The following is a 23,073-nucleotide window of genomic DNA, read 5'->3' as shown; positions in this document are numbered from 1 at the left end:
CGGCGGCTACCCCGCTCTCATCGGCCGAGTCGTCTCCGACAGGAGCCAGGTCAGGATGTCGGGGAGGACGCGCAGCGCGGCGAAGTGCGCCGCCGCCGGCTGCAGGATGGTGGTCACGCCCGGTATCCGTTCGGCGAGCCAGCGGGAGTGGCCGACGGGGGAGAAGACATCGTCCTCGCCGTGCCACAGCAGGACCGGGACCGCGATATCGGCCGGATCGAACCCCCAGGGGCTGCAGAAGGACAGCGCGTCGTCGATCCAGCCGTCCGCCGAATGACGCAGCGCCTCGCGGTAGTTGCGTACCAGCATCGACCGGATACCGGAGTCGTTGACGACCCGGCGGTCGGACTCGGTGAGTTCCCAGCGCAACTGGGCGAGCAGCTGCCGCGGGTCCGCCCGGATGGCGTCGGAGCGGGGTACGAGGCTGGCCGCCAGACCGTCGCGGCCGGCCGCCGCCGTGGTGTACTCGCGGACGTTGGAGGCCGCCATGCCGGCGAACCAGTCCAGCCCGTCCGCGCCCCAGGGCGCGAGCCCGACCAGCGCGGCCGCCTTCGTCACCCGGTGCGGCAGCAGGGCGGCGCAGGCCAGCGCATGCGGCCCGCCGCCGGAACGGCCCACCACGCTGAACCGTTCGATGCCCAGCGCGTCCGCGATCGACTCCACGTCCTGGGCGACATCCGCGACCCGCCGCCCGGTCAGCCGGTCGGAGCTTCCGTACCCCGGCCGGTCGTAGGTGATCAGCCGTACGCGCTGCTGGTAGAGGACCATCCCCCGTGGCGCGGGCCCCAACCTGCTGCCCGGGGTGCCGTGCAGCAGGAAGACCGGCCTCCCGCGCGGGTCCCCGACACTCTCCACCGCCAGCTGCCGCCCGTCCGCCGCCTGCACCTTCTTGCGCACCAGCCGCCTCCCCTCAGGCACCGTGCAGAACCTGTCCGGACGGCATCAAGGCCGGGTCCGGACCGTGTGCATCGTGGCATTCCCCACCGTCGCACAGATCACCCTGATTGGCGCGGCTTCCGCTACCCGCCCGTACGACCGGTGCCCGGCGGGAGCCCGCGCAGTACACTGGGAAGACTGCACGTATGACGGCAGGGGGCCGCAATGATCGTGGAGTTGGTGGCTGCCGCCCTATCGGTCGGAGCGGTGTATTTCATCGCCGCGTCCCGGGTGGTGCGGCAGTACGAGCGCGGAGTGGTTCTCCGGCTGGGCCGGCTCAGGGCCGAGCCCAAGGGCCCCGGCTTCACCATGGTCATCCCGGGTATCGACCGGCTGCGGAAGGTCAACCTGCAGATCATCACGATGCCCATCCCAGGACAGGACGGCATCACCCGCGACAACGTCACGGTCAAGGTGGACGCGGTCGTGTACTTCAAGGTCGTCAACGCGGTCGATGCCGTCATCCAGGTCGAGGACTACCGCTTCGCGGTGTCGCAGGTCGCCCAGACCTCGCTGCGTTCGATCATCGGCAAGAGCGACCTGGACGAGCTGCTGTCGAACCGGGAGAAGCTCAACGAGGGCCTGGAACTCATGATCGACAGCCCGGCGCTGGGCTGGGGCGTGCAGATCGACCGGGTCGAGATCAAGGACGTGTCGCTGCCGGAGGCCATGAAGCGGTCGATGTCCCGGCAGGCGGAGGCCGAGCGCGAGCGCCGCGCCCGCATCATCAACGCGGACGCGGAACTGCAGGCGTCGAAGGTGCTCGCCCAGGCGGCGCGGCAGATGGAGGACAACCCCTCGGCGCTCCAACTGCGGCTGCTGCAAACGGTGGTGGCCGTCGCCGCCGAGAAGAACTCGACGCTGGTACTGCCCTTCCCGGTGGAGCTGCTGCGCTTCCTGGAGCGAGCGACTCCCGCGGCTCCCGCGGCTCCCGCGGCGGCCCCCGCCCCCGTGGCCGCGCCGGTCGTTGAGCCGGCACCGGTTGCCGCCGTCGTCCCGCCGCTCGCCGCTGTTCCCGCGCCGGTGGCGGTGCCCGAGTCACCGCCCGCTCCCGCGGCGATCGAGAGCAACGCCCAGGGCAAGAACGAGGAGTGATCGTCCGGCTGTCCGCGGGTCCGTCCGCCCGGACCGGTGATCCCGTCGTCCGTTAGTCGTTAGTCGCTGGGTCGCTATTCGTCGAGGGCCAGGCTCACTCCGCCGGCCTCGCGGCCCCAGCCGTAGACCTTGGTGACCCGCAGCCGCACCACGAGTCGCCGGTCGGTGACCATCGCGGCCCGGTACTCGTCCCAGTCGGGGTGTTCGCCGGAGATCGCCCGGTACACCTCGACCAGCTCGTCGGCTGTGGCATCCTGCGGATCGGTGGTGACGGGGGTCAGCTCGGCATCACCTTCGGCGATGAGATAGGCGCCGAGGTCGGGAGTGCTGACGTAGAGGCTCGCCCGGGGATCGCGGCGCAGGTTGCGGGTCTTGGCCCGGTCGTCGGTCACCGAGATGCGGATCGTGTGGGATTTCTCGTCGTAGGTGTACCCCACGTTCGACAGCTGCGGACGCCCGTCGCGTTTGAGGGTGACCAGCGCCCCGCGGGGGTGCTGCCGCAAGAGGTCGAGCAGCGGACTGGTTCCGGATTCCTGGCTCATAGCCGTCCCAACGCGGCCCGGATGCCACTTGTTCCGCTGCTCGTTCCGCCGCTTCTTCCGCTGTGGCCGGACCATTGCCGTCATAACCCCCAACCATTAGCTTGGGAGTTATGACGGCGATAAGGGTCCTGCGCGACCGCAACGCGGGAATGTACCTGGGTGGCGTACTGGTCTCCGGCTTCGGCAGCTCGGCCATGATGCTGGCCGCCGGTATCTGGGTGAAGTCGCTCACCGGATCCAGCAGTCTCGCGGCGCTGGTCGGCTTCTGCCTCTGGGCCCCCACCCTGACCGGCCCGCTGCTCGGCACGGTGGCAGACAGGGTGCGGCGGCGCCCGCTGCTGGTGTGGGTCAACGCCGCGATGGCCGCGCTGCTGCCCCTGCTGCTCGTGGTCCGTACGGCGGACCTGGTCTGGATCCTGTTCGCGGTACTCGTCCTGTACGGGACCGCTTCCGTCCTGTGCGACGCGGCCGAGGCCGCCGTCATCACCGCCACTGTCCCCCGCGAGCTGCGCGGCGACTTCAACGGACTGCGCATGACGGCCAACGAGGCGATGAAGCTCCTCGCCCCGCTGGCCGGCGCCGGCCTGTTCGTCCGCTTCGGCGGCGGCTCGGTCGCCGTACTGGACGCCGTCACCTTCGCGCTCGCCGCGGCCGTTTTCGCGATGGTCCGGGTCCGGGAGGAGCCGCCGTCACCGGCCACGTCGAGCTGGCGCGAACAGACCGCCGCGGGCGTCCGCCATCTGCGCCGGCACCGGCTGCTGCGCCGCCTGGTGGCCGTCGGCTCCGCCGCCATGCTGCTGTCCGCGCTCGGCAGCTCCGCGATCTACGCGGTGGTCGACGCGGGGCTGCACCGTTCGCCAGCCTTCGTCGGCGTGCTGTACGCGGTGCAGGGCGCAGGTTCCGTCGTCGGCGGTGTGGCCGCGGGAGCGCTGTTGCGGCGGATGCCGGAACGGGTCTTCGCGGCCACCGGCATGCTGCTCTTCGCCCTGGGCATCGCCGTACGCGCCACCCCATGGGTCTCCGCGGCGCTCGCCGGAGGCGCGGCGATCGGGGTCGGGCTGCCCTGGGTGCTGATCACCGTGCTGACCGCCGTCCAGCGGGAGACGCCCCCCGACCTGATCGGCCGGGTCGCGGCCACCGCGAACACGCTCGTCTTCGCCCCCACCGCCGTGGGCGGTGTGACGGGCGCCGCCCTGGTCGCCGTCGTCGACCACCGCCTGCTCCTCACCGCCGTCGGCGCGGCCGGCATCCTCGCCGCGGCGTACTGCCTGCTCAAGGTCCCGACGGAGCCGAAGCCGGCCGGCCCGCACGCCGACGAGCAAGCGCCGACTCTCACCGCCTGACGGCCGACGGAGCTGACCGCCACCCCCTCGCTACCGGTGTGCCCGGTGCGGTGAATTTTTTACCGACGCGTAACTGGCCAGTTTTGCTACTGGCGCGTAAGTTGACGTGAACGTAACAACCATGTGATCCGGATCACAGGGTGAGCGGAGTGTCAAGACTTCCCTGACCTGCGAGGAGATCACATGAAGCTGCCCTGGAAACGGCTAGTCAGCGCGCTGGCGCTGACGTTCGCGGTGACCGCGGCCCCGGCCGCGGCCACCGTCGCCAGTGCGCAGTCGGCGCCATCCAGCGGATGGAACGACTTCTCCTGCCGGCCATCCGCAGCGCACCCCCGTCCCGTTGTCCTCGTGCACGGAACCTTCGGCAACGGCACCGACAACTGGCTCGGCTTCGCGCCCTATCTGGTGGCCCGCGGCTACTGCGTCTTCTCCTTCGACTACGGCCAGCTGCCCGGAGTTCCGTTCTTCGACGGCCTCGGCCCGATCGCGGACTCCGCGCAGCAGCTGGCGGACTTCACCGACCGCGTACTGGCGGCCACCGCGGCGCCGAAGGCGGACCTGGTCGGGCACTCCCAGGGCGGCATGATGCCGCGCTACTACCTGAAGTTCCTCGGCGGTGCGTCGAAGGTGAACGCCCTGGTCGGCCTGGCTCCCGACAACCACGGAACCACCCTCGGCGGTCTGACGAAGCTGCTCCCGTACTTCCCGGGGGCGGCCGACGCGATCCACTCGATCACTCCGGGGCTCGCCGACCAGGTGGCCGGATCGGCCTTCCAGCAGCTCCTCAACGCGGGCGGCGACACCGTCCCCGGGGTGCACTACACGGTGATCGCGACCCGGTACGACGAAGTCGTGACGCCGTACGCGACGCAGTTCCTGTCGGGCCCCGATGTGCACAACGTCCTGCTGCAGGACCTGTGCGCGGTCGACATCTCCGAGCATGTGGCGATCGGTCTGACCGACCGGATCGCCTTCCACGAGGCGGCGAACGCCCTCGACCCGGCGCACGCCACGACGACGAACTGCCTATCCGTGTTCAGTTGACGTTCAGTTGACGTTCGGTTGACGTTCGGTCGACGTTCAGTTGACCCACGGCGGGGAGATGCGGGAACCGTCGGCGAGCACGGCCTCGAGGCCCACGCTGGTGGTGACCCACATGGTGGCCGGTTCCTCCGTGGGATTGCTGACTCCCAGGGAGGAGCCGGCGGGGGCGACGGCGGCGTCGCCCGGCACCAGGGTGGACACTTCGCCGTCGATGCTGAACCTCAGCGAGCCGCTCAGCATCAGGAAGACCTCCTCGCGGGTGATGGTGTGGGCGGGGCCCGCGGTGCCGGCGGGTATCTCGCCGCGCCAGGCGCACAGCTCCTTGCTGCCGTGCGCGGGCACGATGTATGAGACGAAACGGATGCCGTGCATCTCGTGGACGATGGCTTCGGCGGCGGGGACAACCGGCATGGCGTACCTCCATATAGTCAAGCTGATTGAGCAAGTTGCTTGACTATATAGTCAAGTAGCTTGCGCAGTGTGTCAAGCTGTCCCCGTGAACAACGCTGACGCCATGAGCCTGACCGCGACCCTGCTCGCCGCGGCCGGCGGTCTCACCGCCGCCATCCACGACGGCGTCGTCGCCCGCGGTTTCGACGACCTCAGGCCGGCCCACGGCTTCGCCTTCACCCGCCTGGCCCCGGGCGGCGCGACAGCTGCCGACCTGGCAGAACACCTCGGAGTCACCCGCCAGGCGGCGAGCCAGATGGTCGAGGAACTCGTCCGCAAGGGCTACGTGGAGCGCCGCCCGCACCCGGACGACGCCCGCGCCCGCCTCGTCGTTCTCACCGACCGCGGCTGGGCCTGCACGCGCGCCGCGGAGGAGTCCGCGGCCGACGCCGTACGCCCCTGGGCCGCGCTCCTCGGCGAGCGCCGGCTGCACGCCCTGCGCGACGATCTCGCGCGCCTGGCGCCGGGCGGCCCCATCCGCCCCAACTGGTAGACGCCTGCGTGAGCTGCGGTCGTATACGCCCCGTATACGACCGGCCGGTGAAACGGCGATGCCGCTGCCCGTGGGGGAACAGCGGCACCGGACCAGGGGGAGACGGCCGTCAGGAGCGGTGACGCCCCGCCGCGGCGGCCCTGCGGCGGACGGTGGTGAGCAGCACCGAGCAGCCGATCGCGACCACCGCGGCGCCGCCGATGGCGAGCGGTCCCGTACTGCTGGAACCACCGGTCTCGGCGAGGTTCGTGCCGTCGGCGGGAGCGGCCGAGCCGTCGGCCTTCGGCGCGTTGCCGGCCGGCGCGGAGGTGATGGCCGCCGTGTGGTCGTGGTGCACGGTGGACTTCGAGGTGCCCGCGGCTATCTGCGCCTCGGACGGCGCGGACGCGGACGGCGCGGGATCGGCGGTGGCCGGAGCGCTGTGCGAGGCGCCCTGCGCGGGAGTGTGCGAAGGAACGGAGGGAGCGGGAGCCGAGCCTCCGGTGTCCTTGCCGAAGACCACGTCCGAGCAGGAGTAGAAGGCCTCGGTGCTGTCGGAACGCTGCCAGACGCTGTAGATCAGATGCCGGCCCGCCCGCTTCGGCACCGTGCCGGAGAACACGTAACTGCCGTTCGTGAGCGTCGGATCGGTGACGGACGCGAAGGGCTTCGCCTCCAGGTCCGACCACTTGAGCTGCTTCGACGGATCGTAACCGTCCTTCGTGATGTACAGGTCGAAGGAGCCCTTGTGCGGTGCGGTCGCCCGGTACTTGAAGGTGAACGAACCACTGCTCATGCCGGTGGCCGGCCAGTCCGCTCGTGCCAGGTCGAGGCCCTTGTACTCCGCATTGCCTCCGCTGCACAGCTGCCCGTCGGGTACCTTCGACCGGCTGCGCCCGCCCGCTTCACCGTCCCGCACCGAGTTCCAGTCGTAGAGCGCCTGCCTCCCGCCGGCCGCAACAGCGGCCTTGCACGCGGCCGACCGCGGATTCTCCGGGCCCTCCGCATAGCAGGCGGACACCCGGCTGACGGGATTCTCCATGGAGCCGTGCGCGCTCGCGGGAGCGGCGGCGAGGCCGGTCAGCACAAGCGGCGCGAAGCCCATGACGGCGACTGCGGCGGCCTTGCGACGTACGGTCATTCCGGGTGTCTCCTTCGACGGTGGTGCCAGGTCCGGCAAGAAGCGGAGAACGACATCCGGTCCGGATCCGCTCTCCGTCCGCACACCGGCCGGACGACCAGCACGCTAGCCGCGTCCACCCGCCGAAATCACGCCGCCAACTGCGCAAAGCCGATCCTTATGCCGCCATTAAGGGGCCCCTGAGCGCCGATTAAGAACGCGCTCGCGTGAGGGCTCGTGGCAGGGTGGCGCCATGACTGAACCGAGCCGGCGGCCCGCCGCGCTGCAACTGATCGAGGCCGCCGTCGATGCCGGCAGCTGGCGTCGATGGGACGAACCCGTCACCGGGCTGCCCGTGGCGGAGGACTATCGCGCCGATGTCGAGAAGGCACAGCTGCGTACCGGACTTGATGAATCCGTGGTCACGGGTGAGGGCCGGATCCGGGGGCGGCGGGTCGCGCTCATCGTGGGGGAGTTCGGGTTCCTCGGTGGATCGATCGGGGTGGCGGCCGGGACGCGGCTGGTGACAGCGGTGGAGCGGGCCACCCGGGAGCAACTGCCGCTGCTCGCTTCCCCTGCTTCCGGCGGTACGCGGATGCAGGAAGGGACCATCGCGTTCCTGCAGATGGTCAAGGTCGCTGCCGCCATCACCGACCACAAGGCGGCCCAACTGCCCTACCTCGTCTATCTGCGGCATCCGACCACGGGCGGGGTGCTCGCCTCCTGGGGATCACTCGGCCATGTCACGGCCGCGGAACCGGGCGCGCTGATCGGGTTTCTCGGCCCGCGGGTCCATGAGGCGCTGTACGGCGAGCCCTTCCCGGCCGGCGTCCAGGTCGCCGAGAACCTGCTGGCCAACGGGCTGGTCGACGCCGTGCTCCCGGCTGGGCAGCTGGCGGAGGCCGCGGCCCGGGCGCTGGACGTGCTGTGCGGCGAGGCGGGTGACGAGTTGGGTGGTGAGACGGGTATCGAGAGGGGTTCTCGTGTCGATTCCGGCGGTGCCGCCGCGCGGTCGGCAGCGGTCGACGGGGTCGACGGGGTCTCCACGGCGGAGTCGATCCGGCGCTCGCGCAGGCCGGACCGGCCGGGGCTGCGGGCGCTGCTGGCGGGGGCCGGGCGCGAGGTCACGCCGCTGAGCGGTACGGGCGCGGGGGAACGAGACCCCGGACTGCTGCTCGCGCTGGCCCGGTTCGGGCCGACCCCGTGCGTCGTCCTGGGCCACGACCGGCGCCCCGGCGAGGCCGGGCCCGCCCCGCTGGGGCCTGCCGGGCTGCGTGAGGCACGGCGCGGAATGCGGATCGCCGCCGAGCTCGGCCTTCCGCTGCTCACCGTCATCGACACGGCGGGCGCGGCACTCAGCCGCGAGGCCGAGGAGGGCGGCCTCGCTGGGGAGATCGCCCGCTGCCTCGCCGATCTGGTCACCCTCCCCGCTCCCACCCTGTGCCTGCTGCTCGGCCAGGGCGCCGGAGGCGGCGCGCTGGCGCTCCTTCCCGCCGACCGGGTCATCGCCGCACGGCACGCCTGGCTCTCGCCGCTCCCGCCGGAAGGCGCGTCCGCGATCCTCTACCGGACGACGGACCGGGCGTTCGAGGTCGCGGACCGGCAGGGCGTGGGCTCCGCCGATCTGCTCGCCAACCGGATCGTCGACACCATCGTCGAGGAGACCCCCGACGCGGCCGACGACCCCACGGAATTCCTCACCCGTCTCGGCGCTCTGCTGGGCACCGAGCTGGCCGCTCTGCGGGTCCGTGACCGTGACGAGCGGCTGGCCGCCCGGCGCCGCAGGTATCGCAACCTCGGATTGTCAGAGGCGGGTGACACGATTCCGGTATGAGCGCTGAGACCGGGAGTACTGGGAGTGCCGGGAGCACCGGGAGCACCGGGAGTACGGAGTACTGGGACGCCGCCGCCGAGCGGTTCGACGACGAGCCGGACCACGGCCTGCGCAACCCCGGGATACGGGCCGCCTGGGACGAACGATTGCGGTCCTGGCTGCCCGGCGGGGCCAGCGATGTCCTCGATCTCGGGTGCGGCACCGGCAGCCTGACGCTGCTCGCGGCGCGGCAGGGCCACCGTGTCACGGCCGTCGACCTGTCGCCGCGAATGGTGGAGCAGGCCCGCAGGAAACTCGACGGCACCGGCGCGCGGGTGCTGGAGGGGGACGCGGCAGAACCGCCTGTCGAGGCCGGGCAGTTCGATGTGGTGCTGGTCCGCCATGTGCTGTGGACGCTGCGCGACCCGGCGGAGGTGCTGCGGCACTGGGCGCGGCTGCTGAGGCCCGGCGGACGCATGGTCCTCATCGAAGGCAGGTGGGGCGACATCAGCCCGGTGGGCATCGCCGCCGACGCCCTCGCCGAACTGGCCGCGCCCCTCGCAGGACACATCCGCGTCGAGCAGCTGGCACACGACCCCGCCCTTTGGGGGAAGGCCGTTCACGACGAGCGGTACGCCGCGGTCGTCCGGTTCGCGAGCGTGTAGGGCCGCCGCCGGGCGCCAGGTGCCGGGCGGCTAATGAGTGAGTCTCCCATTCTCATTAGGGGTCGTAGGCTGTGAACGCATGGCCCGAGGAATGGATCCGCGGCGGAGAGGGGGAGTCCGATGGAGCGCTGTCCGGCGTTGGATCTGGTGAGCACGATCCGGCACGACGGGGAGGGCGGTGTCGCCGACGACCTGGCCACCGTCGAGGAGACGACCCGCTGGGTCCGGGGTCAGGACGCCCTGCTCACCGGCAGCCTCTCCGCCGGGGATTTCGCCGCCGACGAGGAACTCAGGAGCGAGATCGTCGCCCTGCGGCAGGCGGTACGGGCGCTGTTCGCCCAGGCCGTGAGCCCCGCCCCGCCGAGCCGCGCGGACGCCCACCGTCTCATACCCACCGACCAGGCCCTGGCGCGCCTCAACAGCGCCGCCGCCCGCGAACCGGTCGCCCCCCAGCTGGACTGGCGCCACGGCGAAGCCCCCGCCGCCCTGGTGCTGTCCACGGAACTCGACTCGCGGGTGCGGCTCATCGCCGGCCTGGCGCGTTCCGCCATCGACTTCCTGACGGGCCCGCAACGCGACCAGCTGCGGGCCTGCGCCGCACCACGGTGCGTGCGCTACTTCGTCAAGGGACACGGCCGCCAGGAGTGGTGCAAGCCGGCCTGCGGCAACCGGGCCAGGGTCGCCCGCCACTATCAACGGCGGCGCGGGTCGGCGGACGTGGAGGCGGGCTGATCCGGTCCGTTGTGCCAGGATCCCGGCATGAGCCTGAGGATCACCGTCGCCCCCGATGCGGCCACCGCCCCCTTCGAGCAAGTGCGCGAGCAGATCGCCGACCAGGCCCGCTCGGGCCGCATCCCCGTCGGCTACAAGCTCCCGACCGTCCGCGGTCTCGCCGAGGAACTGGGTCTGGCGGCCAATACGGTGGCCAAGGCCTACCGCGCGCTCGAAGCCGATGGTGTCGTGGAGACCCGGGGCCGCCACGGCACGTTCGTCGCTGCCGCGGGCGATGCCGCCGAGCGTCAGGCCGCGGCCGCCGCCGCGGACTTCGCGCAACGCGCCCGCCGCCTCGGCCTGGACCGCGCCTCCGCCCTCGCTGCCGTCCAGGACGCGCTGCGCGCCGCTTACGAGGGGTAGTGCGGCTGGCTGGTGGTTCGCGTCCGACCCGTTGCGGGTCGGGGCCCGGGCTGTCACGCGACGCGGGCGCCGACGTGCGGACACCCGAACCGCCCGCCGGAACTCAGAGGTACAGGCCGTCGGAAGCCGCGGCGGGAGCCGGGATCGAGGAGCCCGCGCCGCGCCGCAGCGCGTACAGCTCCGCGAGGGTGGCGCCCTCGCGCCCGATTCCCTCGGTGGTGCCGAGCCAGGCGGCGGACTCGTCACGGGTCAGCGGTCCGACCTCGATGCGGGACAGACAGCGGCCCGGCCGGACGACGGCGGGGTGCAGCCGTTCCAGGTCCTCGTTGGTGGTGATGCCGACGAGGACGTTGCGGCCCTGGCCGAGGAGTCCGTCGGTGAGGTTGAGGAGACGGGACAGGGCCTGGCCCGTCTGGTGCTTGGCCTGGCCGCGGATCAGTTCGTCGCAGTCCTCGAGCAGGAGCAGCCGCCAGCGGCCGCCGGCGGTGCCGTCGTCCTCGCCGATGGCGATGTCCATCAGATAGCCGACATCGTTGAAGAGCCGTTCGGGGTCAAGGACGCAGTCCACCTGGCACCAGTCGCGCCAGGAGCGGGCGAGGGTGCGCAGCGCTGAGGTCTTCCCCGTGCCGGGCGGGCCGTGGAGGAGGAGCAGGCGGCCGGTGATGTCGTCCTTGGTGAGCTTCATGAGGCCGTCCATGGCCTCGGCCACCGGGGCCGTGTAGTTGCCCCGCAGCTCTTCCCAAGTGGCCGCGGAGATCTGCCGGGTGGTGCGGTGCGGGCCGCGCCGGGGTGAGACGTACCAGAAGCCCATGGTGACGCTCTCGGGCTGTGGTTCCGGTTCGTCCTCGGCGTCCTCGACGGCCCGGGCGAGCACCTGCTCGGCCAGTTCGTCGGTGACTGCGGCGACGGTGACGTCGGCGCCGCGGTTCCAGCGGGAGATCAGGATCGTCCAGCCGTCGCCTTCGGCGAGGGTGGCGCTGCGGTCCTTGTCGCGGGCCTGGCGCAGCACGGCGGCGTCCGGCGGGATCAGCGTCAGACCGGACTTGACGTTCTCCAGCGACGCGCCGCGCGAGTACGGCTGTTCGCCGGACGTGAAGCGGCCCAGGAAGAGCGCGTCGACGACGTCGGACGGTGAATCGCTGTCGTCCAGGCGCAGATGAACGGGTACGGCGCGGTGCGGCGGACGTGGCACCAGTGGGGTGTGTGCGAGGGCGGGCGGGCTCGGCGGCACAAGCCTCCTCGGTTCACGGGGGTTCACGGACATGCGGCCCATGATCCGGCACGGGCCCGCATCCGCCCAGTGCTTTTCCGGGCCGGAAGCCTTACCCGGAACCGGCTGCGGACTTCGAGCGGACTTCGAGCGGAGTCGGCTGCTGTGCTGGGGAGTTGATGAGTTGCGGACGTTTCATATGAATGCAACGTGCACGGCAAAAAATTCATGAGCATGACACTTACGCCCGAGGGTTACCGGCGGGTACAACGGGTGTTGCAGAGATCCTGCCCAGGGAGGTTCCATGAGACTGTCCCGTTTTGCGTCAGCCGCATCCGCGCTGATCCTCACCACCGGCCTCGCTCTCATAGGCGCGGTACCCGCGCACGCCACCACCCCCGCGTACGCGGCCCTCGGAGACTCGTACTCCGCAGGTGTCGGAGCCGGCAGCTACGACAGCGCCAGCGGCTCCTGCAAGCGCAGCACCAAGGCATACCCGGCCCTGTGGGCGGCGGCCCATGCCCCGTCCGGGTTCTCCTTCATCGCCTGTTCGGGTGCCCGTACGGGTGACGTCGTCAACAATCAGCTCGGAGCGCTCAATTCGTCCACGGGCCTGGTGAGCATCAGCATCGGCGGTAATGACGCGGGCTTCTCCGACGTGATGACCACCTGCGTGCTCAATTCCGAGAGCACCTGCCTGGCCCGTATCGCGCAAGCCCGCGCCTACGCGGACAACACCCTCCCCGGTCTTCTCGACGGCGTATACAACGCCATCGGCTCCAAGGCCCCCAACGCCCATGTCGTCGTCCTCGGCTACCCGCACTTCTACAAGATCGGCGGCAGCTGCTGGGGCGGTCTCAGTGATACCTCCCGCGCCGCCATCAACGGCGCGGCCGACGAACTCGACACGGTGATCTCCAAGCGCGTCGCCGATCACGGCTTCACCTTCGCCGATGTGCGCGGCACCTTCACCGGGCATGAACTCTGCTCCGGCTCACCGTGGCTGAACAGCCTGACCTGGCCGATCGACGAGTCCTATCACCCCAAGGCGGCCGGGCAGTCCGGCGGTTACCTCCCCGCGTTCAGCGGAGCCGCCTGACCGATCCCGGTCGTCACTGCCGGCGCCGGCGTCGTTGACGGCGGCGTCGTCGGTGCCCGGCAGTCCACCGTGAACGGAACATGGTCCGACGGGAACGCCTTCGGACTCACGACCTCCACCGCCATCCAGATGACGTTCCGGTGGACGATCCGGGCCGCCGCCCTGTCCTCCTGTTCCAGGCGGGCGTACAGCTGCCGCACCTCGCGCTCGTCGGGCCCGGCCGGAGCCCGTACCTCCTTGACGGCGACCTCGCGGCCCAGCAGCTCGTCGCGGGCCCGCCACGCCACGCCCATTCCGCCGCGTCCGAGCCCGCCGATCAGCCGGTAGCGGTCCGCGATCACGCGCTCATCACCCGTGCCTGCGCTCATAACGCGAACCCCTGTCCGCAACCGGAGTGATTCGGGGGAAATCTACCTCAATCGCGTGCGGTTGATGCCGGTCACCGCGATGCCGGGCGGGGCCGGAACCGGGGTTCGCCGTCGGTTCCCGGCCGCTGGACCTGCGTCCAACTGCCGTTCGTGGACCGGTAATTCGCTGATTCCGCGTCAACACCCAAGGTGGGAAGGTGAATCCGGGACCGGGGATGCGCAGGTGACGCGGCGGGACGATAGGGTTACCCTGCCCGGGCCGGGTGCCCTCGTACGGGTGGGGAGTGTCATGGAACAAATAGCAATGCGGAGCAGGCCGAGAGTGCCTGCCATCAACTGCGGAAGCAGCACGACCAGCACGCGTCTGGACCGTCATCTCGCGATACTGGGCGGCCCTGCCGTACCACACCGTGAGAGCGCGGAGGCGACGCTGCTGATGCGGGAGCTGACCTCGCGGGATTCGGCGCGCACCAAGGCGAGCCGCAGTGCGAGAGTGTCGCTGTTCGCGCCTCTGCGGCGCCTGCAGCGCTCGCTGTTCGGCAGCCGCCGCTGATCCCACCTTCCGGCGGTCACACCGTCCCGGCACAGCGCTGCGGCCAGCGGCGTTTCGGTGTGCTCGCCGTGAACGGCAGGGGCTCTACGCGCGTCCGCGTGCGTCAACGCGCCGTGCCTGCCGCACGACTCACCGCATGGCTTCAGCCCGGCACCGCACGGCACGGCACGGCACAGCTCAGCACGGCAGCTCAGGACGGCACCGCACAGCTCACAGCAACGCGAACTGACCGTCCGGCCCTTCCTCGTGGTGGTCGAGCACCGAGGCGGGGCGCCGCGCTCCCACGGGAGCGGGCAGCACCCCCGCTCGGCGCAGGGCGTCGGCGGAGATCCCCGCCGCGCCCGCCCGCCGTGCCCCGGCCTCCCTCTCCAGCCGCTCCGCCAGCCGCCGTCGCTCCGGCCGGAGCTCGGCCAGCATCGCGAGCACGCTGACGAGTTCGAGCAGCTCCGTGGTGGTCGCGCGGGTCCAGCGCGAGGGGCGGAGCGCCTCCAGCGTCCCCGGCGCCGCGACGGCCGTCCGCCGTTCGTACCAGGCTTCCAGCACCCGCACTCCGCCCGCGTGGAAGTCCCAGGCGGCGGCCGGCACCGGTGAGACCAGCCCGGCTCCGACCCGTAGCGCCTGTTGCTCCGGGTCGTACTCCAGCTCGCCGGCGCGCGGGACACCGGGCAGCGGAGCGCGTACGTAGGGGCGCCGCCCGCCCGGCAGCCGGGGCTGGCCGCCGGGCCGCCCCGCGGCGGGATCCGCGCAGCGCTCGCCCCGGGTGTGCAGCCAGATCGTGGTACGCCCCAGCCCGACGGCCGCGAGCCAGAGGTCCGGGTCGCGGGTGAGCGGCACCACGACGCCGTCCCGTCCCGGCAGCCCGGCGACCGTGATCCAGGCGAGGACGTCCTCGGCGGTCACGGGCAGGCCGAGCAGTTCGCCCAGCAGCTCGGTCAGGCCGGGCGCGAGATTGGGGTCCTGGCCGCCGGGCCGCCGGTACAGCGGCCGGATACGGCCCGGTTTCCCCGCGGGGGAGCGGCCGTCGGGCAGTACGGCGCTGAACGACAGGGCAGGTCCGGGGACGTTCGGGATACGGGCCTGCTCCACGGCGAAGATCTGTCGCTCGTCGGCGACCCGCCACAGCTCGGGACGGGCGGCGTCGATGAGCCGGTGGTCGGGGATCAGCCACTGCTGGTCGAAGGCCCCGTGCAGCACGCGGACGGGGTCCGGGCAGGGCCCGGTCTCGCGGGCGAGCCGGGTGGTGGCGGCGGGCAGGCCCGCCAGCCGCGGCACCGGCAGCTGGGGGACCGGGGTGTGCAGTCCACGAGCCCGGCTCGGGCGCAGCAGCCGCTCCCGTTCGGCCTCGTCGGGCGCCGCGAGCAGCGCGGCCCAGCGGGCCCGGAGGGCCTGTGCATCCGGTGCCACCGCCCAGGACCGCCCGTAGAGCAGCGGCGCGACGGACCACGGCATCAGGTCCGCGAGCGCGGGAGCGTCATGGCCCGCCCCGGCGTTGGAGCCGACGGCTCGTGGCGGCGTCACGTGACGGGCCTCCCCAGCGCCTGGATTCGCGGATGCGCTTCCCACCGTCGGCATGGTACTGAGCCTCGGACGGGGCCGCACTGTCGCCGTTTCGTCCTCAATCTCCGGACGGGCTTGAAATCAAGCCCGTCCGGAGATTGAGGACAACGCGGCCGAAGGACGCGTAACCAGCTAGCGCGCCTCCATCGTCACCGTGAACGAGAACCGGTCCCCGCGGTAGTGGATCCGTACCACGTCCACCGCGCGGCCCGCCTCGTCGTAGGTCACCCCGGTGTAGTGGAGGATCGGGCTGAGCAGCGGGACCTGGAGCAGCCGCGCGGTCTCCGGGTCCGCCAGCCGGGCCTCCACGGTGTCGGTGATCCGGCTGATCCGTACGCCGAGCACGTCCCGCAGCACCTTGGTCATCGGCCAGCGTTCGAGATCGGCGAGGTCGATGCGGTCGCCGAGTTCCGGGCGGACGAAATTCTCCGCCCAGTTGGCCGGCTCACCGCTCTCCTCGCAGCGCAGCCGCCGGAAGGCGGTCGCCTCCGCCAGGTCCGGGAAGTGCTCGGCGACCTCCGGCGGAACGGGCACGGTCTCGCGCCCGATGACGGCCGTGTGGCCGCCGGACTGCTGGGCCACGATCGCGTCGACCGAGCCCAGCAGCCGTACCGGCGCGCCGCGCAGCGCGGTCGGCTCGATGAAGGTGCCGCGCCGCCGGTGCCGGCTGATCAGCCCCTCCGTCTCCAGTTCCTTGAGGGCCTGGCGCATGGTCAGCACGCTCACGCCGTAGTGGCCGGCCAGGTCGTCCTCGGTCGGCAGCCGCAGCGAGGCGTCCGGGCGGCGGCCCAGTATCGAGGCGCGCAGCGACTGCGAGACCTGGTACCAGAGCGGCAGTTTGCGGTTGAGGACTATCGAGTCCGGGGCGAAGGGGGTCATGACGCCCTGAAGTGCCGCTCAAGGCCGTGCCACACCTGGTCGTAGCCTTCCTGCCGGTGATCCGCGGTGAGCGCGCCGGCGGTCGGTACGACGGGCCAGCGGGTCTCGAACATGAAGGCCAGGCCGTCGTCGACCTTCTGGGGCCTCAGCTCGGCGGCGCTGGCCTTGTCGAAGGTGGCGCGGTCGGGGCCGTGCGCCGACATCATGTTGTGCAGGGAGGCGCCGCCGGGGACGAAGCCCTCGGCCTTCGCGTCGTACGCGCCCTCGATCAGGCCCATGAACTCGCTCATGACATTGCGGTGGAAGTACGGCGGGCGGAAGGTGTCCTCGCCGACCAGCCAGCGCGGCGCGAAGACCACGAAGTCGGCGTTGGCCAGTCCGGGGGTGTCGGACGGTGAGGTCAGCACCGTGAAGATCGACGGGTCCGGGTGGTCGTAGCTCAGCGAGCCCAGGACATTGAACCGCCGCAGGTCGTAGACGTACGGGACGAGGCTGCCGTGCCAGGCGACGACATCGAGCGGTGAGTGGTCGTAGGTGGCGGCCCAGAGGTTTCCGCCGAATTTGTTGATCACCTCGACCGGTTCCTCGCGGTCCTCGAAGGCGGCCACGGGCGCCAGGAAGTCCCGTGCGGCGGCCAGCCCGTTCGCACCGATCGGGCCGAGGTCGGGGAGCCGGAAGGCCTGCCCGTAGTTCTCGCACACATAGCCGCGGGCGGTGGGATCCAGCAGCTCCACCCGGAAACGCATGCCCCGTGGGATCAGCGCGACCTCGCCGGGACCGGCCCGGAGCACGCCCAGCTCGGTACGGAGCAGCAGAGTGCCGTGCTCGGGCACGATCAGGAACTCGCCGTCGGAGGACGAGAAGACCCGCTCCGTCATCGACCTGTTGGCCGCGTACCAGTGGATGCCGATGCCCTCGCGACGCAGTACGTCACCGTTGCCGCCGACGGAGACCAGGCCCTGGACGAAGTCGGTGGGGGTCTCCGGCAGGGCGGGGGCGCTCCAGCGCAGCCGGTTGGGGTCCGGCTCCACATCGAGGAAGGGCGCGCTGCGCAGCGACCCGTTGTCGGTTCGGCGGAACGGCGGGTGGGCGGCCGACGGGCGGATCCGGTAGAGCCAGCTGCGGCGGTTGTGGTGCCGGGGCTCGGTGAACGCCGTACCGCTGAGCTGCTCCGCATACAGGCCGAGCGGGGCGCGCTGGGGAGAGTTCCGGCCGATCGGCAGCGCTCCGGGCACCGCCTCGCTGACGTGCTCGTTCCCAAAACCGGGGGAGTACGTGAGGTCTGTGTCGTGTGTGCTGCCCATCGTGCGCTCCCGGTGCCGTTGTCCCATTCCTATGGTCGACCATAGGAATGGGTGGTGCAAACCGTCAATGACCTTGTGGCGGGCCGCCGCTAGGGTGGCCTGAAAAGGAGGGTGTGCCGTGACCGGCCAAGGGCTCCGCCGAACCCCGGTGCAGCAGCGCAGCACCGAACGCCTCACCCGCATCCTCGACGCCTGCGCGGAACTGCTCGACGAAGGCGGGTACGAGAGCCTCAGCACCCGCGCGGTGGCCGCCCGCGCCGCCGTTCCCATCGGCTCCGTCTACCGGTTCTTCTGCAACAAGCGCGCGATGGCCGACGCCCTGGCCCACCGCAATCTCGACCGGTACCTCGACCGCGTCACGGCCCGCCTCGCGGAACCGGCCTCCGCTGCCCCGGGCCGGCGGAGGACCGGTGGACTCCTGTCCCTCGATCTCGCCATCGACGTCGTCGTCGACGAGTACATCGCCATGAAGGGGGTCACCCCCGGATTCGAACTCGTTGAATTCGGCATTTCCGGTGAGCCCAACCACCACCTCGCCGACCGGCTGCTCGCCCTGCTCGCCGGCCGGCTGGGCCTCGATCCGGAGGACGTGTACACCCGGCTCACCTTCGTGATCAGCGTGGAAGCGGCCGACGCCCTGATCCAGCTCGCCTTCCGTACCGACCCGTCGGGGGACCCGGCCGTCATCGCCGAGACCAAGCGCCTGCTGCGCGCCTATCTCGACCGCGCGGCCGATTGATTCGGCCGCTTGATGCGGTCAATGGATTCGGTCAATTGATTCAGCCACGGGGGTTCCCGCATGCATACCGGTCGGTATGCTCGCCGTGTACGTGCGCTGCCGCCGTCCCAGGAGAGCCTGATGACCCGTACCGCTCTGCGTATCTGCCCGCTGTGCGAGGCCACCTGCGGCCTGACGCTCACCATCGAGGACGACAAGGTCACCAGCGCGCGCGGTGACCGCGACGACGTGTTCAGCGCCGGCTTCATCTGCCCCAAGGGCGCCACCTTCGGCGCCCTCGACGCCGATCCCGACCGGCTGCGACGGCCCCTCGTCCGCAAGGACGGCCGGCTCGTCGAGACCGGCTGGGCCGAGGCGTTCGCGGCGGCCGCCGCGGGACTCGGCACGGTCACCGCCGCGCACGGGCCCGACGCCGTGGGTGTCGTCCTCGGCAACCCCAACGTCCACACCGTCGCGGGCGGCCTCTACCCCTCGCAGCTCATCGGCGCCCTGCGCAGCCGCAACATCTTCTCCGCCAGCACCCTCGACCAGATGCCCAAGCACGTCTCGTGCGGCTACCTCTTCGGCGACCCCAACGCGATTCCGGTCCCCGACCTGGACCGCACGGACTACCTGCTCATCCTCGGCGCGAACCCGCTCGTCTCCAACGGCAGCCTGGCCACCGCCGCCGACTTCCCCGGCAAGCTCAAGGCCCTGCGGCGGCGCGGCGGACGGATCACGGTCATCGACCCCAAGCGGACCCGCACCGCGGAGGCCGCCGACCGGCACATCTCCCTGCGGCCGGGCACGGATGCGGCCCTGCTCTTCGCCCTCGTCCAGGTGCTGTTCGCGGAGGGGCTGACCGATCTCGGCACGCTCGCCGACCAGGTCACCGGCGTGGAGGAGGTACGCGCCCTCGCTGCGGAGTTCACCCCGGAGGCCGTCGAGGGCGTCTGCGAGGTGCCGGCCGGTGAGATCCGCGCCCTCGCCCGCGAACTGGCCGCCGCGCCCAGCGCCGCCGTCTACGGGCGGCTCGGCAGTACCGCCGTCGAGTTCGGCACCCTGGGCAGCTGGCTCGTCGACGTGCTCAATGTGCTGACCGGCAATCTCGACCGGCCCGGCGGCGCCATGTTCCCGCTCGCCCCCACCGCCCGCGCTCCCCGGGCCGCCGCGCCCGGCAAGGGGTTCACCGTCGGCCGCTGGTACAGCCGGGTCTCCGGCCATCCCGAGGTGAAGGGCGAACTCCCCGCCGCCGCCTTCGCCGAGGAGATCGACACCCCCGGCGAAGGCCGGATCCGGGCCGTCATCGCCCTCGCCGCGAACCCGGTGCTCTCCGCGCCGGACGGCCACCGTCTCGACCGGGCGCTGGCCGGGCTGGACTTCATGATCAGCGTGGACCCGTACCTCAACGAGACGTCCCGGCACGCCCACGTCGTCCTGCCGCCGCCGCGGCCGGCGCAGAGCGCTCACTACGACTTCGCCTTCTCCACGCTCGCCGTCCGCAACACCGTGCGCTACACCCGCGCGGCCGTTCCCCTGGAGGACGGCCGGCCGGACGAGCCCGAGATCTACGCCCGGCTCGTCCACATCCTGTCCGGCGCGGGAGCCGGGGCGGACCCCGCCGTCGTGGACGAGCAGGCCATCGCCCGGCTGCTCACCCGCGCGACCGCCGACCCGCAGTCGCCGTTCCACGGCGATGATCCGGGCGCGGCGGCGGGCCGGCTCAGCGGCAGGACCGGATACGAGCGGCGCCTGGACCTGATGCTCCGGATGGGCCCCTACGCCCTCACACTCGACGATGTGCTCGCCCACCCGCACGGCATCGACCTCGGGCCGCTCGCCCCGCGCGTCCCCGAGATCCTCCGCACCCCCTCGGGCCGGATCGAACTCGCCCCGGCGCCCATCGCCGCCGATGTGCCGCGGCTGCTGCGCTCCCTGACCGGACGGGCCGCGGGGCCCGTCCTCATCGGCCGCCGCCACCTGCGGTCCAACAACAGCTGGATGCACAACGTGCCGGCGCTCGCCGGCGGTACGAACCTGTGCACCCTGCAGGTCCACCCCGACGACGCCGCCCGGTTCGGGCTCACCGACGGCTCCACCGCCCTCGTGAAGGGCGACGGCGGTGAGATCGAGGCCCCGGTCGAGGTCACCGACGCCGTACGTCCCGGTGTCGTCAGCCTTCCGCACGGCTGGGGGCACGACCGCGACGGCACCCGGCTCGCCACCGCGGGCCTCCACCCCGGGGCCAACGTCAACCAACTCCTGGACGGCACCCGGCTGGACCCGCTCTCCGGCACCGCCGTACTCAACGGGTTCCCGGTCCAGATCTCGGCCGCCTCCGGAGGTCGCTGACAGCGGGGGATACCGACAGCCGGGGATCCGGCCGTCCGCCCGTCCGGACGGGACGGGCGAGGGCGTGAGCCAGGGCACGTGAGGGCCTCTGGCGTGCAAAAACTAACGGCGCTAGTTTGGGTGGGTCAGACAGATCCGCCATACCGGGAGGACGACGACGTGAAGGCTCACGACGGGATGTACATCGACGGGGCGTGGCGGCCGGCCGCCGGGCACGAGTCGATCGAGGTGGTCAACCCGGCGGACGAGCAGGTCATCGCATCCGTACCGGCCGGTACGGCGCAGGACGTGGACGCCGCCGTGAGCGCGGCCCGGGCCGCGCTCCCCGGCTGGGCCGCGACCGCGCCCGCCGACCGCGCCGCCCTCATCGGCGCGCTGCGCGACCGGCTGGCCGCCCGCCGTGAGGAGATCGCCGGGACGATCAGCGCCGAGCTGGGCGCCCCGCTCGCCTTCGCCGCCGCGGTCCACACCGATCTGCCGATCGCCGTGGCCGGTTCGTACGCGCTGCTCGCCGCCTCGTACGCCTTCGAGGAGAAGGTCGGCAACTCCACCGTCTTCCAGGAGCCGGTGGGCGTCGTCGGCGCCATCACCCCCTGGAACTACCCGCTGCACCAGATCGTCGCCAAGGTCGCACCCGCACTCGCCGCGGGCTGCACGATCGTCCTCAAGCCCGCCGAGGACACCCCGCTCACCGCCCAGCTCTTCGCCGAGGCAGTCCATGAGGCGGGCATCCCGGCCGGGGTGTTCAACCTCGTCACCGGTCTCGGCCCGGTCGCGGGACAGGCTCTGGCCGCCCACGACGGTGTGGACCTGGTCTCCTTCACCGGATCCACCGCCGTCGGCAAGCAGATCGGCGCCACCGCGGGCGGCGCCGTCAAGCGCGTCGCCCTCGAACTCGGCGGCAAGTCCGCCAACGTCATCCTGCCGAGCGCCGACCTCGCCAAGGCCGTCAACACCGGCCTCGGCAACGTCTTCTCCAACTCCGGCCAGACCTGCAGCGCCTGGACCCGCATGCTCGTCGACGCCGACCGCTACGACGAGGCGGTGGAGATCGCCACAGCCGCGGCGGCCAAGTACGTACCGGGTGAACGGCTCGGCCCGGTCGTCAACGCCAAGCAGCGCGACCGCGTCCGCGGCTACATCCAGCGCGGTATCGAGGAAGGCGCCCGGGTCGTCGTGGGCGGCCCCGACGCCCCTGCGGGACTCGGGACCGGCTACTACATCCGGCCCACCGTCTTCGCCGACGTCACCCCGGAGATGACCATCGCCCAGGAGGAGATCTTCGGCCCGGTCGTCGCCATCCTGAAGTACGAGGACGAGGACGACGCCCTGCGGATCGCCAACGGCACCGTCTACGGTCTCGCGGGCGCGGTCTGGTCCGCCGAGGAGTCGGAAGCCGTCGCCTTCGCCCGCCGGATGGACGCCGGCCAGGTCGACATCAACGGTGGCCGGTTCAATCCGCTGGCGCCGTTCGGCGGGTACAAGCAGTCGGGTGTCGGCCGCGAGCTGGGCGCCCACGGACTGGCGGAGTACCTGCAGACCAAGTCGCTCCAGTTCTGACCGGCTTCTGCTTCTGACCGGCTCCTGGTTTTGACCCGCTCGCGTTTCCGACCCGCTCGCGTTTCCGACCCGCTCGCGTTTCCGACCCGCTCCCGCCGGATGTGACCTGCCCCGGTCCGTTCTGGCAGGCTCCGCCCTGGCCGGCCCGGTCCTTTTCCTGTTCCTGGCCGGCCAGGGCCTGCCCGGGAAGAACCGGCCCGGTCCTGCTGCACCGGGCCGGTTCCGGCCGGTCCTGATGACTTCCGCGCCCCGAACAGTGCGCCAACAGTGCGCCAACAGTGCGTCCGAGAGGAACCCCGTGGTCCGCGCCGCCGTCCTTCCCGCCGTCAGCCAGCCCCTGATCGTCACTGAGATCGAGATCCCCGCCCCCGGTCCCGGCCAGGTACGGATCCGGCTCGCCGCCGCGGGCGTCTGCCACTCCGACCTGTCCCTGTCCAACGGGACCCTGCGGCAGCCGGTCCCGGCCGTCCTCGGCCACGAGGGCGCCGGGACCGTCACCGAGGTCGGCGAGGGCGTCACGGCTGTCGTGCCGGGCGACCGCGTCGTCCTCAACTGGGCACCCTCCTGCGGTGCCTGCCACTTCTGTGCGCTGGACGAGCCGTGGCTGTGCGCCAACGCGGGAGCCGCGGCCACCGTCCCCTACGCGAAACTCGCCGCCGACGGGAGCGAGTTGTACCCCGGCCTGGGCACCGCCGTCTTCGCCGAGGAGACGGTCGTCTCCGAGAACGCCGTCCTGCCGCTGCCGGACGGCATTCCGCTCACCGACGCCGCGCTGCTCGGCTGCGCCGTCCTCACCGGTTACGGGGCGGTCCACCATGCCGCCCGGGTCCGTACCGGTGAGTCGGTCGCGGTCTTCGGG

General features: G+C 71.7%; 23 protein-coding genes. 14 read left to right on the top strand and 9 right to left on the bottom strand.

Annotated elements, in window-relative coordinates; translation table 11 throughout:
• Positions 1–6: 6 nt before the first annotated feature.
• Positions 7–897, bottom strand: coding sequence for an alpha/beta fold hydrolase (locus QMK24_RS16750; RefSeq protein WP_283466919.1), 891 nt, complete (start codon positions 895–897; stop codon positions 7–9).
• Positions 898–1,101: 204 nt separating this feature from the next.
• Here QMK24_RS16750 and QMK24_RS16745 point away from each other — a divergent pair, with 204 nt between their 5' ends.
• A complete protein-coding gene (locus QMK24_RS16745; protein ID WP_283466843.1) occupies positions 1,102–2,031 on the top strand; it encodes a slipin family protein in 930 nt (309 codons plus the stop codon).
• Between the two features lie 74 nt (positions 2,032–2,105).
• Here the strand turns inward: QMK24_RS16745 and QMK24_RS16740 are convergent, their stop codons facing one another.
• Complete coding sequence (locus tag QMK24_RS16740; protein ID WP_283466841.1) at positions 2,106–2,573, bottom strand: PPOX class F420-dependent oxidoreductase; 468 nt, start codon at positions 2,571–2,573, stop codon at positions 2,106–2,108.
• Positions 2,574–2,683: 110 nt separating this feature from the next.
• Here QMK24_RS16740 and QMK24_RS16735 point away from each other — a divergent pair, with 110 nt between their 5' ends.
• Positions 2,684–3,916 carry an MFS transporter gene (locus QMK24_RS16735; RefSeq protein WP_283466840.1) on the top strand — a complete coding sequence of 411 codons (1,233 nt, stop codon included), beginning with the start codon at positions 2,684–2,686 and terminating at the stop codon, positions 3,914–3,916.
• Positions 3,917–4,099: 183 nt separating this feature from the next.
• A complete protein-coding gene (locus QMK24_RS16730; protein ID WP_283466838.1) occupies positions 4,100–4,960 on the top strand; it encodes an esterase/lipase family protein in 861 nt (286 codons plus the stop codon).
• A 36-nt stretch (positions 4,961–4,996) separates the two neighbouring features.
• Here QMK24_RS16730 and QMK24_RS16725 read toward each other — a convergent pair whose 3' ends face one another.
• Positions 4,997–5,371, bottom strand: coding sequence for a cupin domain-containing protein (locus tag QMK24_RS16725; RefSeq protein WP_283466836.1), 375 nt, complete (start codon positions 5,369–5,371; stop codon positions 4,997–4,999).
• An 85-nt stretch (positions 5,372–5,456) separates the two neighbouring features.
• Between QMK24_RS16725 and QMK24_RS16720 the strand changes: the two genes are divergently transcribed.
• Complete coding sequence (locus QMK24_RS16720) at positions 5,457–5,903, top strand: MarR family winged helix-turn-helix transcriptional regulator (RefSeq protein WP_283466834.1); 447 nt, start codon at positions 5,457–5,459, stop codon at positions 5,901–5,903.
• A gap of 109 nt (positions 5,904–6,012) precedes the next feature.
• Here the strand turns inward: QMK24_RS16720 and QMK24_RS16715 are convergent, their stop codons facing one another.
• Positions 6,013–7,023 carry a lytic polysaccharide monooxygenase auxiliary activity family 9 protein gene (locus tag QMK24_RS16715; protein WP_283466832.1) on the bottom strand — a complete coding sequence of 337 codons (1,011 nt, stop codon included), beginning with the start codon at positions 7,021–7,023 and terminating at the stop codon, positions 6,013–6,015.
• A 232-nt stretch (positions 7,024–7,255) separates the two neighbouring features.
• On the opposite strand from QMK24_RS16715, the gene QMK24_RS16710 reads away from it, so the two are divergent.
• From QMK24_RS16710 to QMK24_RS16695, 4 genes are all read left to right on the top strand, one after another.
• Complete coding sequence (locus QMK24_RS16710) at positions 7,256–8,836, top strand: carboxyl transferase domain-containing protein (protein ID WP_283466829.1); 1,581 nt, start codon at positions 7,256–7,258, stop codon at positions 8,834–8,836.
• On the top strand, positions 8,833–9,480 hold the full coding sequence (locus QMK24_RS16705; RefSeq protein ID WP_283466827.1) for a class I SAM-dependent methyltransferase: 648 nt from the start codon (positions 8,833–8,835) through the stop codon (positions 9,478–9,480). Before QMK24_RS16710 ends, QMK24_RS16705 begins: the two co-directional genes overlap by 4 nt.
• A 120-nt stretch (positions 9,481–9,600) precedes the next feature.
• On the top strand, positions 9,601–10,212 hold the full coding sequence (locus tag QMK24_RS16700; RefSeq protein ID WP_283466824.1) for a CGNR zinc finger domain-containing protein: 612 nt from the start codon (positions 9,601–9,603) through the stop codon (positions 10,210–10,212).
• Positions 10,213–10,239: 27 nt separating this feature from the next.
• Positions 10,240–10,614 carry a GntR family transcriptional regulator gene (locus QMK24_RS16695; protein WP_283466822.1) on the top strand — a complete coding sequence of 125 codons (375 nt, stop codon included), beginning with the start codon at positions 10,240–10,242 and terminating at the stop codon, positions 10,612–10,614.
• 103 nt (positions 10,615–10,717) lie between these two features.
• Here QMK24_RS16695 and QMK24_RS16690 read toward each other — a convergent pair whose 3' ends face one another.
• Positions 10,718–11,887, bottom strand: a complete 1,170-nt coding sequence (locus QMK24_RS16690; protein ID WP_502962533.1) for a DUF5925 domain-containing protein — start codon at positions 11,885–11,887, stop codon at positions 10,718–10,720.
• A gap of 241 nt (positions 11,888–12,128) precedes the next feature.
• Here QMK24_RS16690 and QMK24_RS16685 point away from each other — a divergent pair, with 241 nt between their 5' ends.
• Complete coding sequence (locus tag QMK24_RS16685; protein ID WP_283466817.1) at positions 12,129–12,923, top strand: SGNH/GDSL hydrolase family protein; 795 nt, start codon at positions 12,129–12,131, stop codon at positions 12,921–12,923.
• Here QMK24_RS16685 and QMK24_RS41830 read toward each other — a convergent pair.
• Entirely contained in the window at positions 12,893–13,291 is a 399-nt protein-coding gene (locus QMK24_RS41830; RefSeq protein WP_502962532.1) for a hypothetical protein, read from the bottom strand. The two genes, QMK24_RS16685 and QMK24_RS41830, sit on opposite strands and share 31 nt — an antisense overlap.
• A 289-nt stretch (positions 13,292–13,580) precedes the next feature.
• On the opposite strand from QMK24_RS41830, the gene QMK24_RS16675 reads away from it, so the two are divergent.
• Complete coding sequence (locus QMK24_RS16675) at positions 13,581–13,844, top strand: hypothetical protein (RefSeq protein ID WP_283466813.1); 264 nt, start codon at positions 13,581–13,583, stop codon at positions 13,842–13,844.
• 210 nt (positions 13,845–14,054) lie between these two features.
• On the opposite strand, the gene QMK24_RS16670 is transcribed toward QMK24_RS16675, so the two are convergent.
• The 3 genes from QMK24_RS16670 to hmgA all read right to left on the bottom strand — a co-directional run bounded on the left by QMK24_RS16670 (position 14,055) and on the right by hmgA (position 17,584).
• Positions 14,055–15,362, bottom strand: coding sequence for a type ISP restriction/modification enzyme (locus tag QMK24_RS16670; RefSeq protein ID WP_502962531.1), 1,308 nt, complete (start codon positions 15,360–15,362; stop codon positions 14,055–14,057).
• Between the two features lie 171 nt (positions 15,363–15,533).
• Positions 15,534–16,280: a GntR family transcriptional regulator gene (locus QMK24_RS16665; protein WP_283466810.1), complete on the bottom strand. Its 747-nt coding sequence runs from the start codon at positions 16,278–16,280 to the stop codon at positions 15,534–15,536.
• Entirely contained in the window at positions 16,277–17,584 is a 1,308-nt protein-coding gene (hmgA, locus tag QMK24_RS16660) for a homogentisate 1,2-dioxygenase (RefSeq protein ID WP_283466808.1), read from the bottom strand. Before hmgA ends, QMK24_RS16665 begins: the two co-directional genes overlap by 4 nt.
• 118 nt (positions 17,585–17,702) lie before the next feature.
• Between hmgA and QMK24_RS16655 the strand changes: the two genes are divergently transcribed.
• From QMK24_RS16655 to QMK24_RS16640, 4 genes are all read left to right on the top strand, one after another.
• On the top strand, positions 17,703–18,323 hold the full coding sequence (locus QMK24_RS16655) for a TetR/AcrR family transcriptional regulator (protein WP_283466806.1): 621 nt from the start codon (positions 17,703–17,705) through the stop codon (positions 18,321–18,323).
• Positions 18,324–18,443: 120 nt separating this feature from the next.
• Positions 18,444–20,654 carry a molybdopterin-dependent oxidoreductase gene (locus QMK24_RS16650; RefSeq protein WP_283466805.1) on the top strand — a complete coding sequence of 737 codons (2,211 nt, stop codon included), beginning with the start codon at positions 18,444–18,446 and terminating at the stop codon, positions 20,652–20,654.
• 159 nt (positions 20,655–20,813) lie between these two features.
• Positions 20,814–22,214 (top strand): aldehyde dehydrogenase family protein, encoded by a 1,401-nt coding sequence (locus tag QMK24_RS16645; protein ID WP_283466803.1) that lies wholly within the window; start codon positions 20,814–20,816, stop codon positions 22,212–22,214.
• A gap of 298 nt (positions 22,215–22,512) precedes the next feature.
• The coding region (locus QMK24_RS16640) for an alcohol dehydrogenase catalytic domain-containing protein (protein WP_283466802.1) at positions 22,513–23,073 on the top strand (561 nt) is incomplete at its 3' end.

It is taken from the genome of Streptomyces sp. PH10-H1, assembly GCF_030063355.1.
Lineage (GTDB): Bacteria > Actinomycetota > Actinomycetes > Streptomycetales > Streptomycetaceae > Actinacidiphila.
Note: the sequence above shows the minus strand (reverse complement) of the source record. Positions and strands in the feature narration are given on the sequence as shown.

What these genes read in the sequence shown, in the direction of transcription:
- QMK24_RS16745 (WP_283466843.1), top strand. Translation starts at nt 1,102, where the DNA reads ATGATCGTGGAGTTGGTGGCTGCCGCCCTATCGGTCGGAGCGGTGTAT.
- QMK24_RS16740 (WP_283466841.1), bottom strand. Translation starts at nt 2,573, where the DNA reads ATGAGCCAGGAATCCGGAACCAGTCCGCTGCTCGACCTCTTGCGGCAG.
- QMK24_RS16735 (WP_283466840.1), top strand. Translation starts at nt 2,684, where the DNA reads ATGACGGCGATAAGGGTCCTGCGCGACCGCAACGCGGGAATGTACCTG.
- QMK24_RS16730 (WP_283466838.1), top strand. Translation starts at nt 4,100, where the DNA reads ATGAAGCTGCCCTGGAAACGGCTAGTCAGCGCGCTGGCGCTGACGTTC.
- QMK24_RS16725 (WP_283466836.1), bottom strand. Translation starts at nt 5,371, where the DNA reads ATGCCGGTTGTCCCCGCCGCCGAAGCCATCGTCCACGAGATGCACGGC.
- QMK24_RS16715 (WP_283466832.1), bottom strand. Translation starts at nt 7,023, where the DNA reads ATGACCGTACGTCGCAAGGCCGCCGCAGTCGCCGTCATGGGCTTCGCG.
- QMK24_RS16710 (WP_283466829.1), top strand. Translation starts at nt 7,256, where the DNA reads ATGACTGAACCGAGCCGGCGGCCCGCCGCGCTGCAACTGATCGAGGCC.
- QMK24_RS16705 (WP_283466827.1), top strand. Translation starts at nt 8,833, where the DNA reads ATGAGCGCTGAGACCGGGAGTACTGGGAGTGCCGGGAGCACCGGGAGC.
- QMK24_RS16700 (WP_283466824.1), top strand. Translation starts at nt 9,601, where the DNA reads ATGGAGCGCTGTCCGGCGTTGGATCTGGTGAGCACGATCCGGCACGAC.
- QMK24_RS16695 (WP_283466822.1), top strand. Translation starts at nt 10,240, where the DNA reads ATGAGCCTGAGGATCACCGTCGCCCCCGATGCGGCCACCGCCCCCTTC.
- QMK24_RS16690 (WP_502962533.1), bottom strand. Translation starts at nt 11,887, where the DNA reads ATGGGCCGCATGTCCGTGAACCCCCGTGAACCGAGGAGGCTTGTGCCG.
- QMK24_RS16685 (WP_283466817.1), top strand. Translation starts at nt 12,129, where the DNA reads ATGAGACTGTCCCGTTTTGCGTCAGCCGCATCCGCGCTGATCCTCACC.
- QMK24_RS41830 (WP_502962532.1), bottom strand. Translation starts at nt 13,291, where the DNA reads ATGAGCGCAGGCACGGGTGATGAGCGCGTGATCGCGGACCGCTACCGG.
- QMK24_RS16675 (WP_283466813.1), top strand. Translation starts at nt 13,581, where the DNA reads ATGGAACAAATAGCAATGCGGAGCAGGCCGAGAGTGCCTGCCATCAAC.
- QMK24_RS16665 (WP_283466810.1), bottom strand. Translation starts at nt 16,280, where the DNA reads ATGACCCCCTTCGCCCCGGACTCGATAGTCCTCAACCGCAAACTGCCG.
- hmgA (WP_283466808.1), bottom strand. Translation starts at nt 17,584, where the DNA reads ATGGGCAGCACACACGACACAGACCTCACGTACTCCCCCGGTTTTGGG.
- QMK24_RS16650 (WP_283466805.1), top strand. Translation starts at nt 18,444, where the DNA reads ATGACCCGTACCGCTCTGCGTATCTGCCCGCTGTGCGAGGCCACCTGC.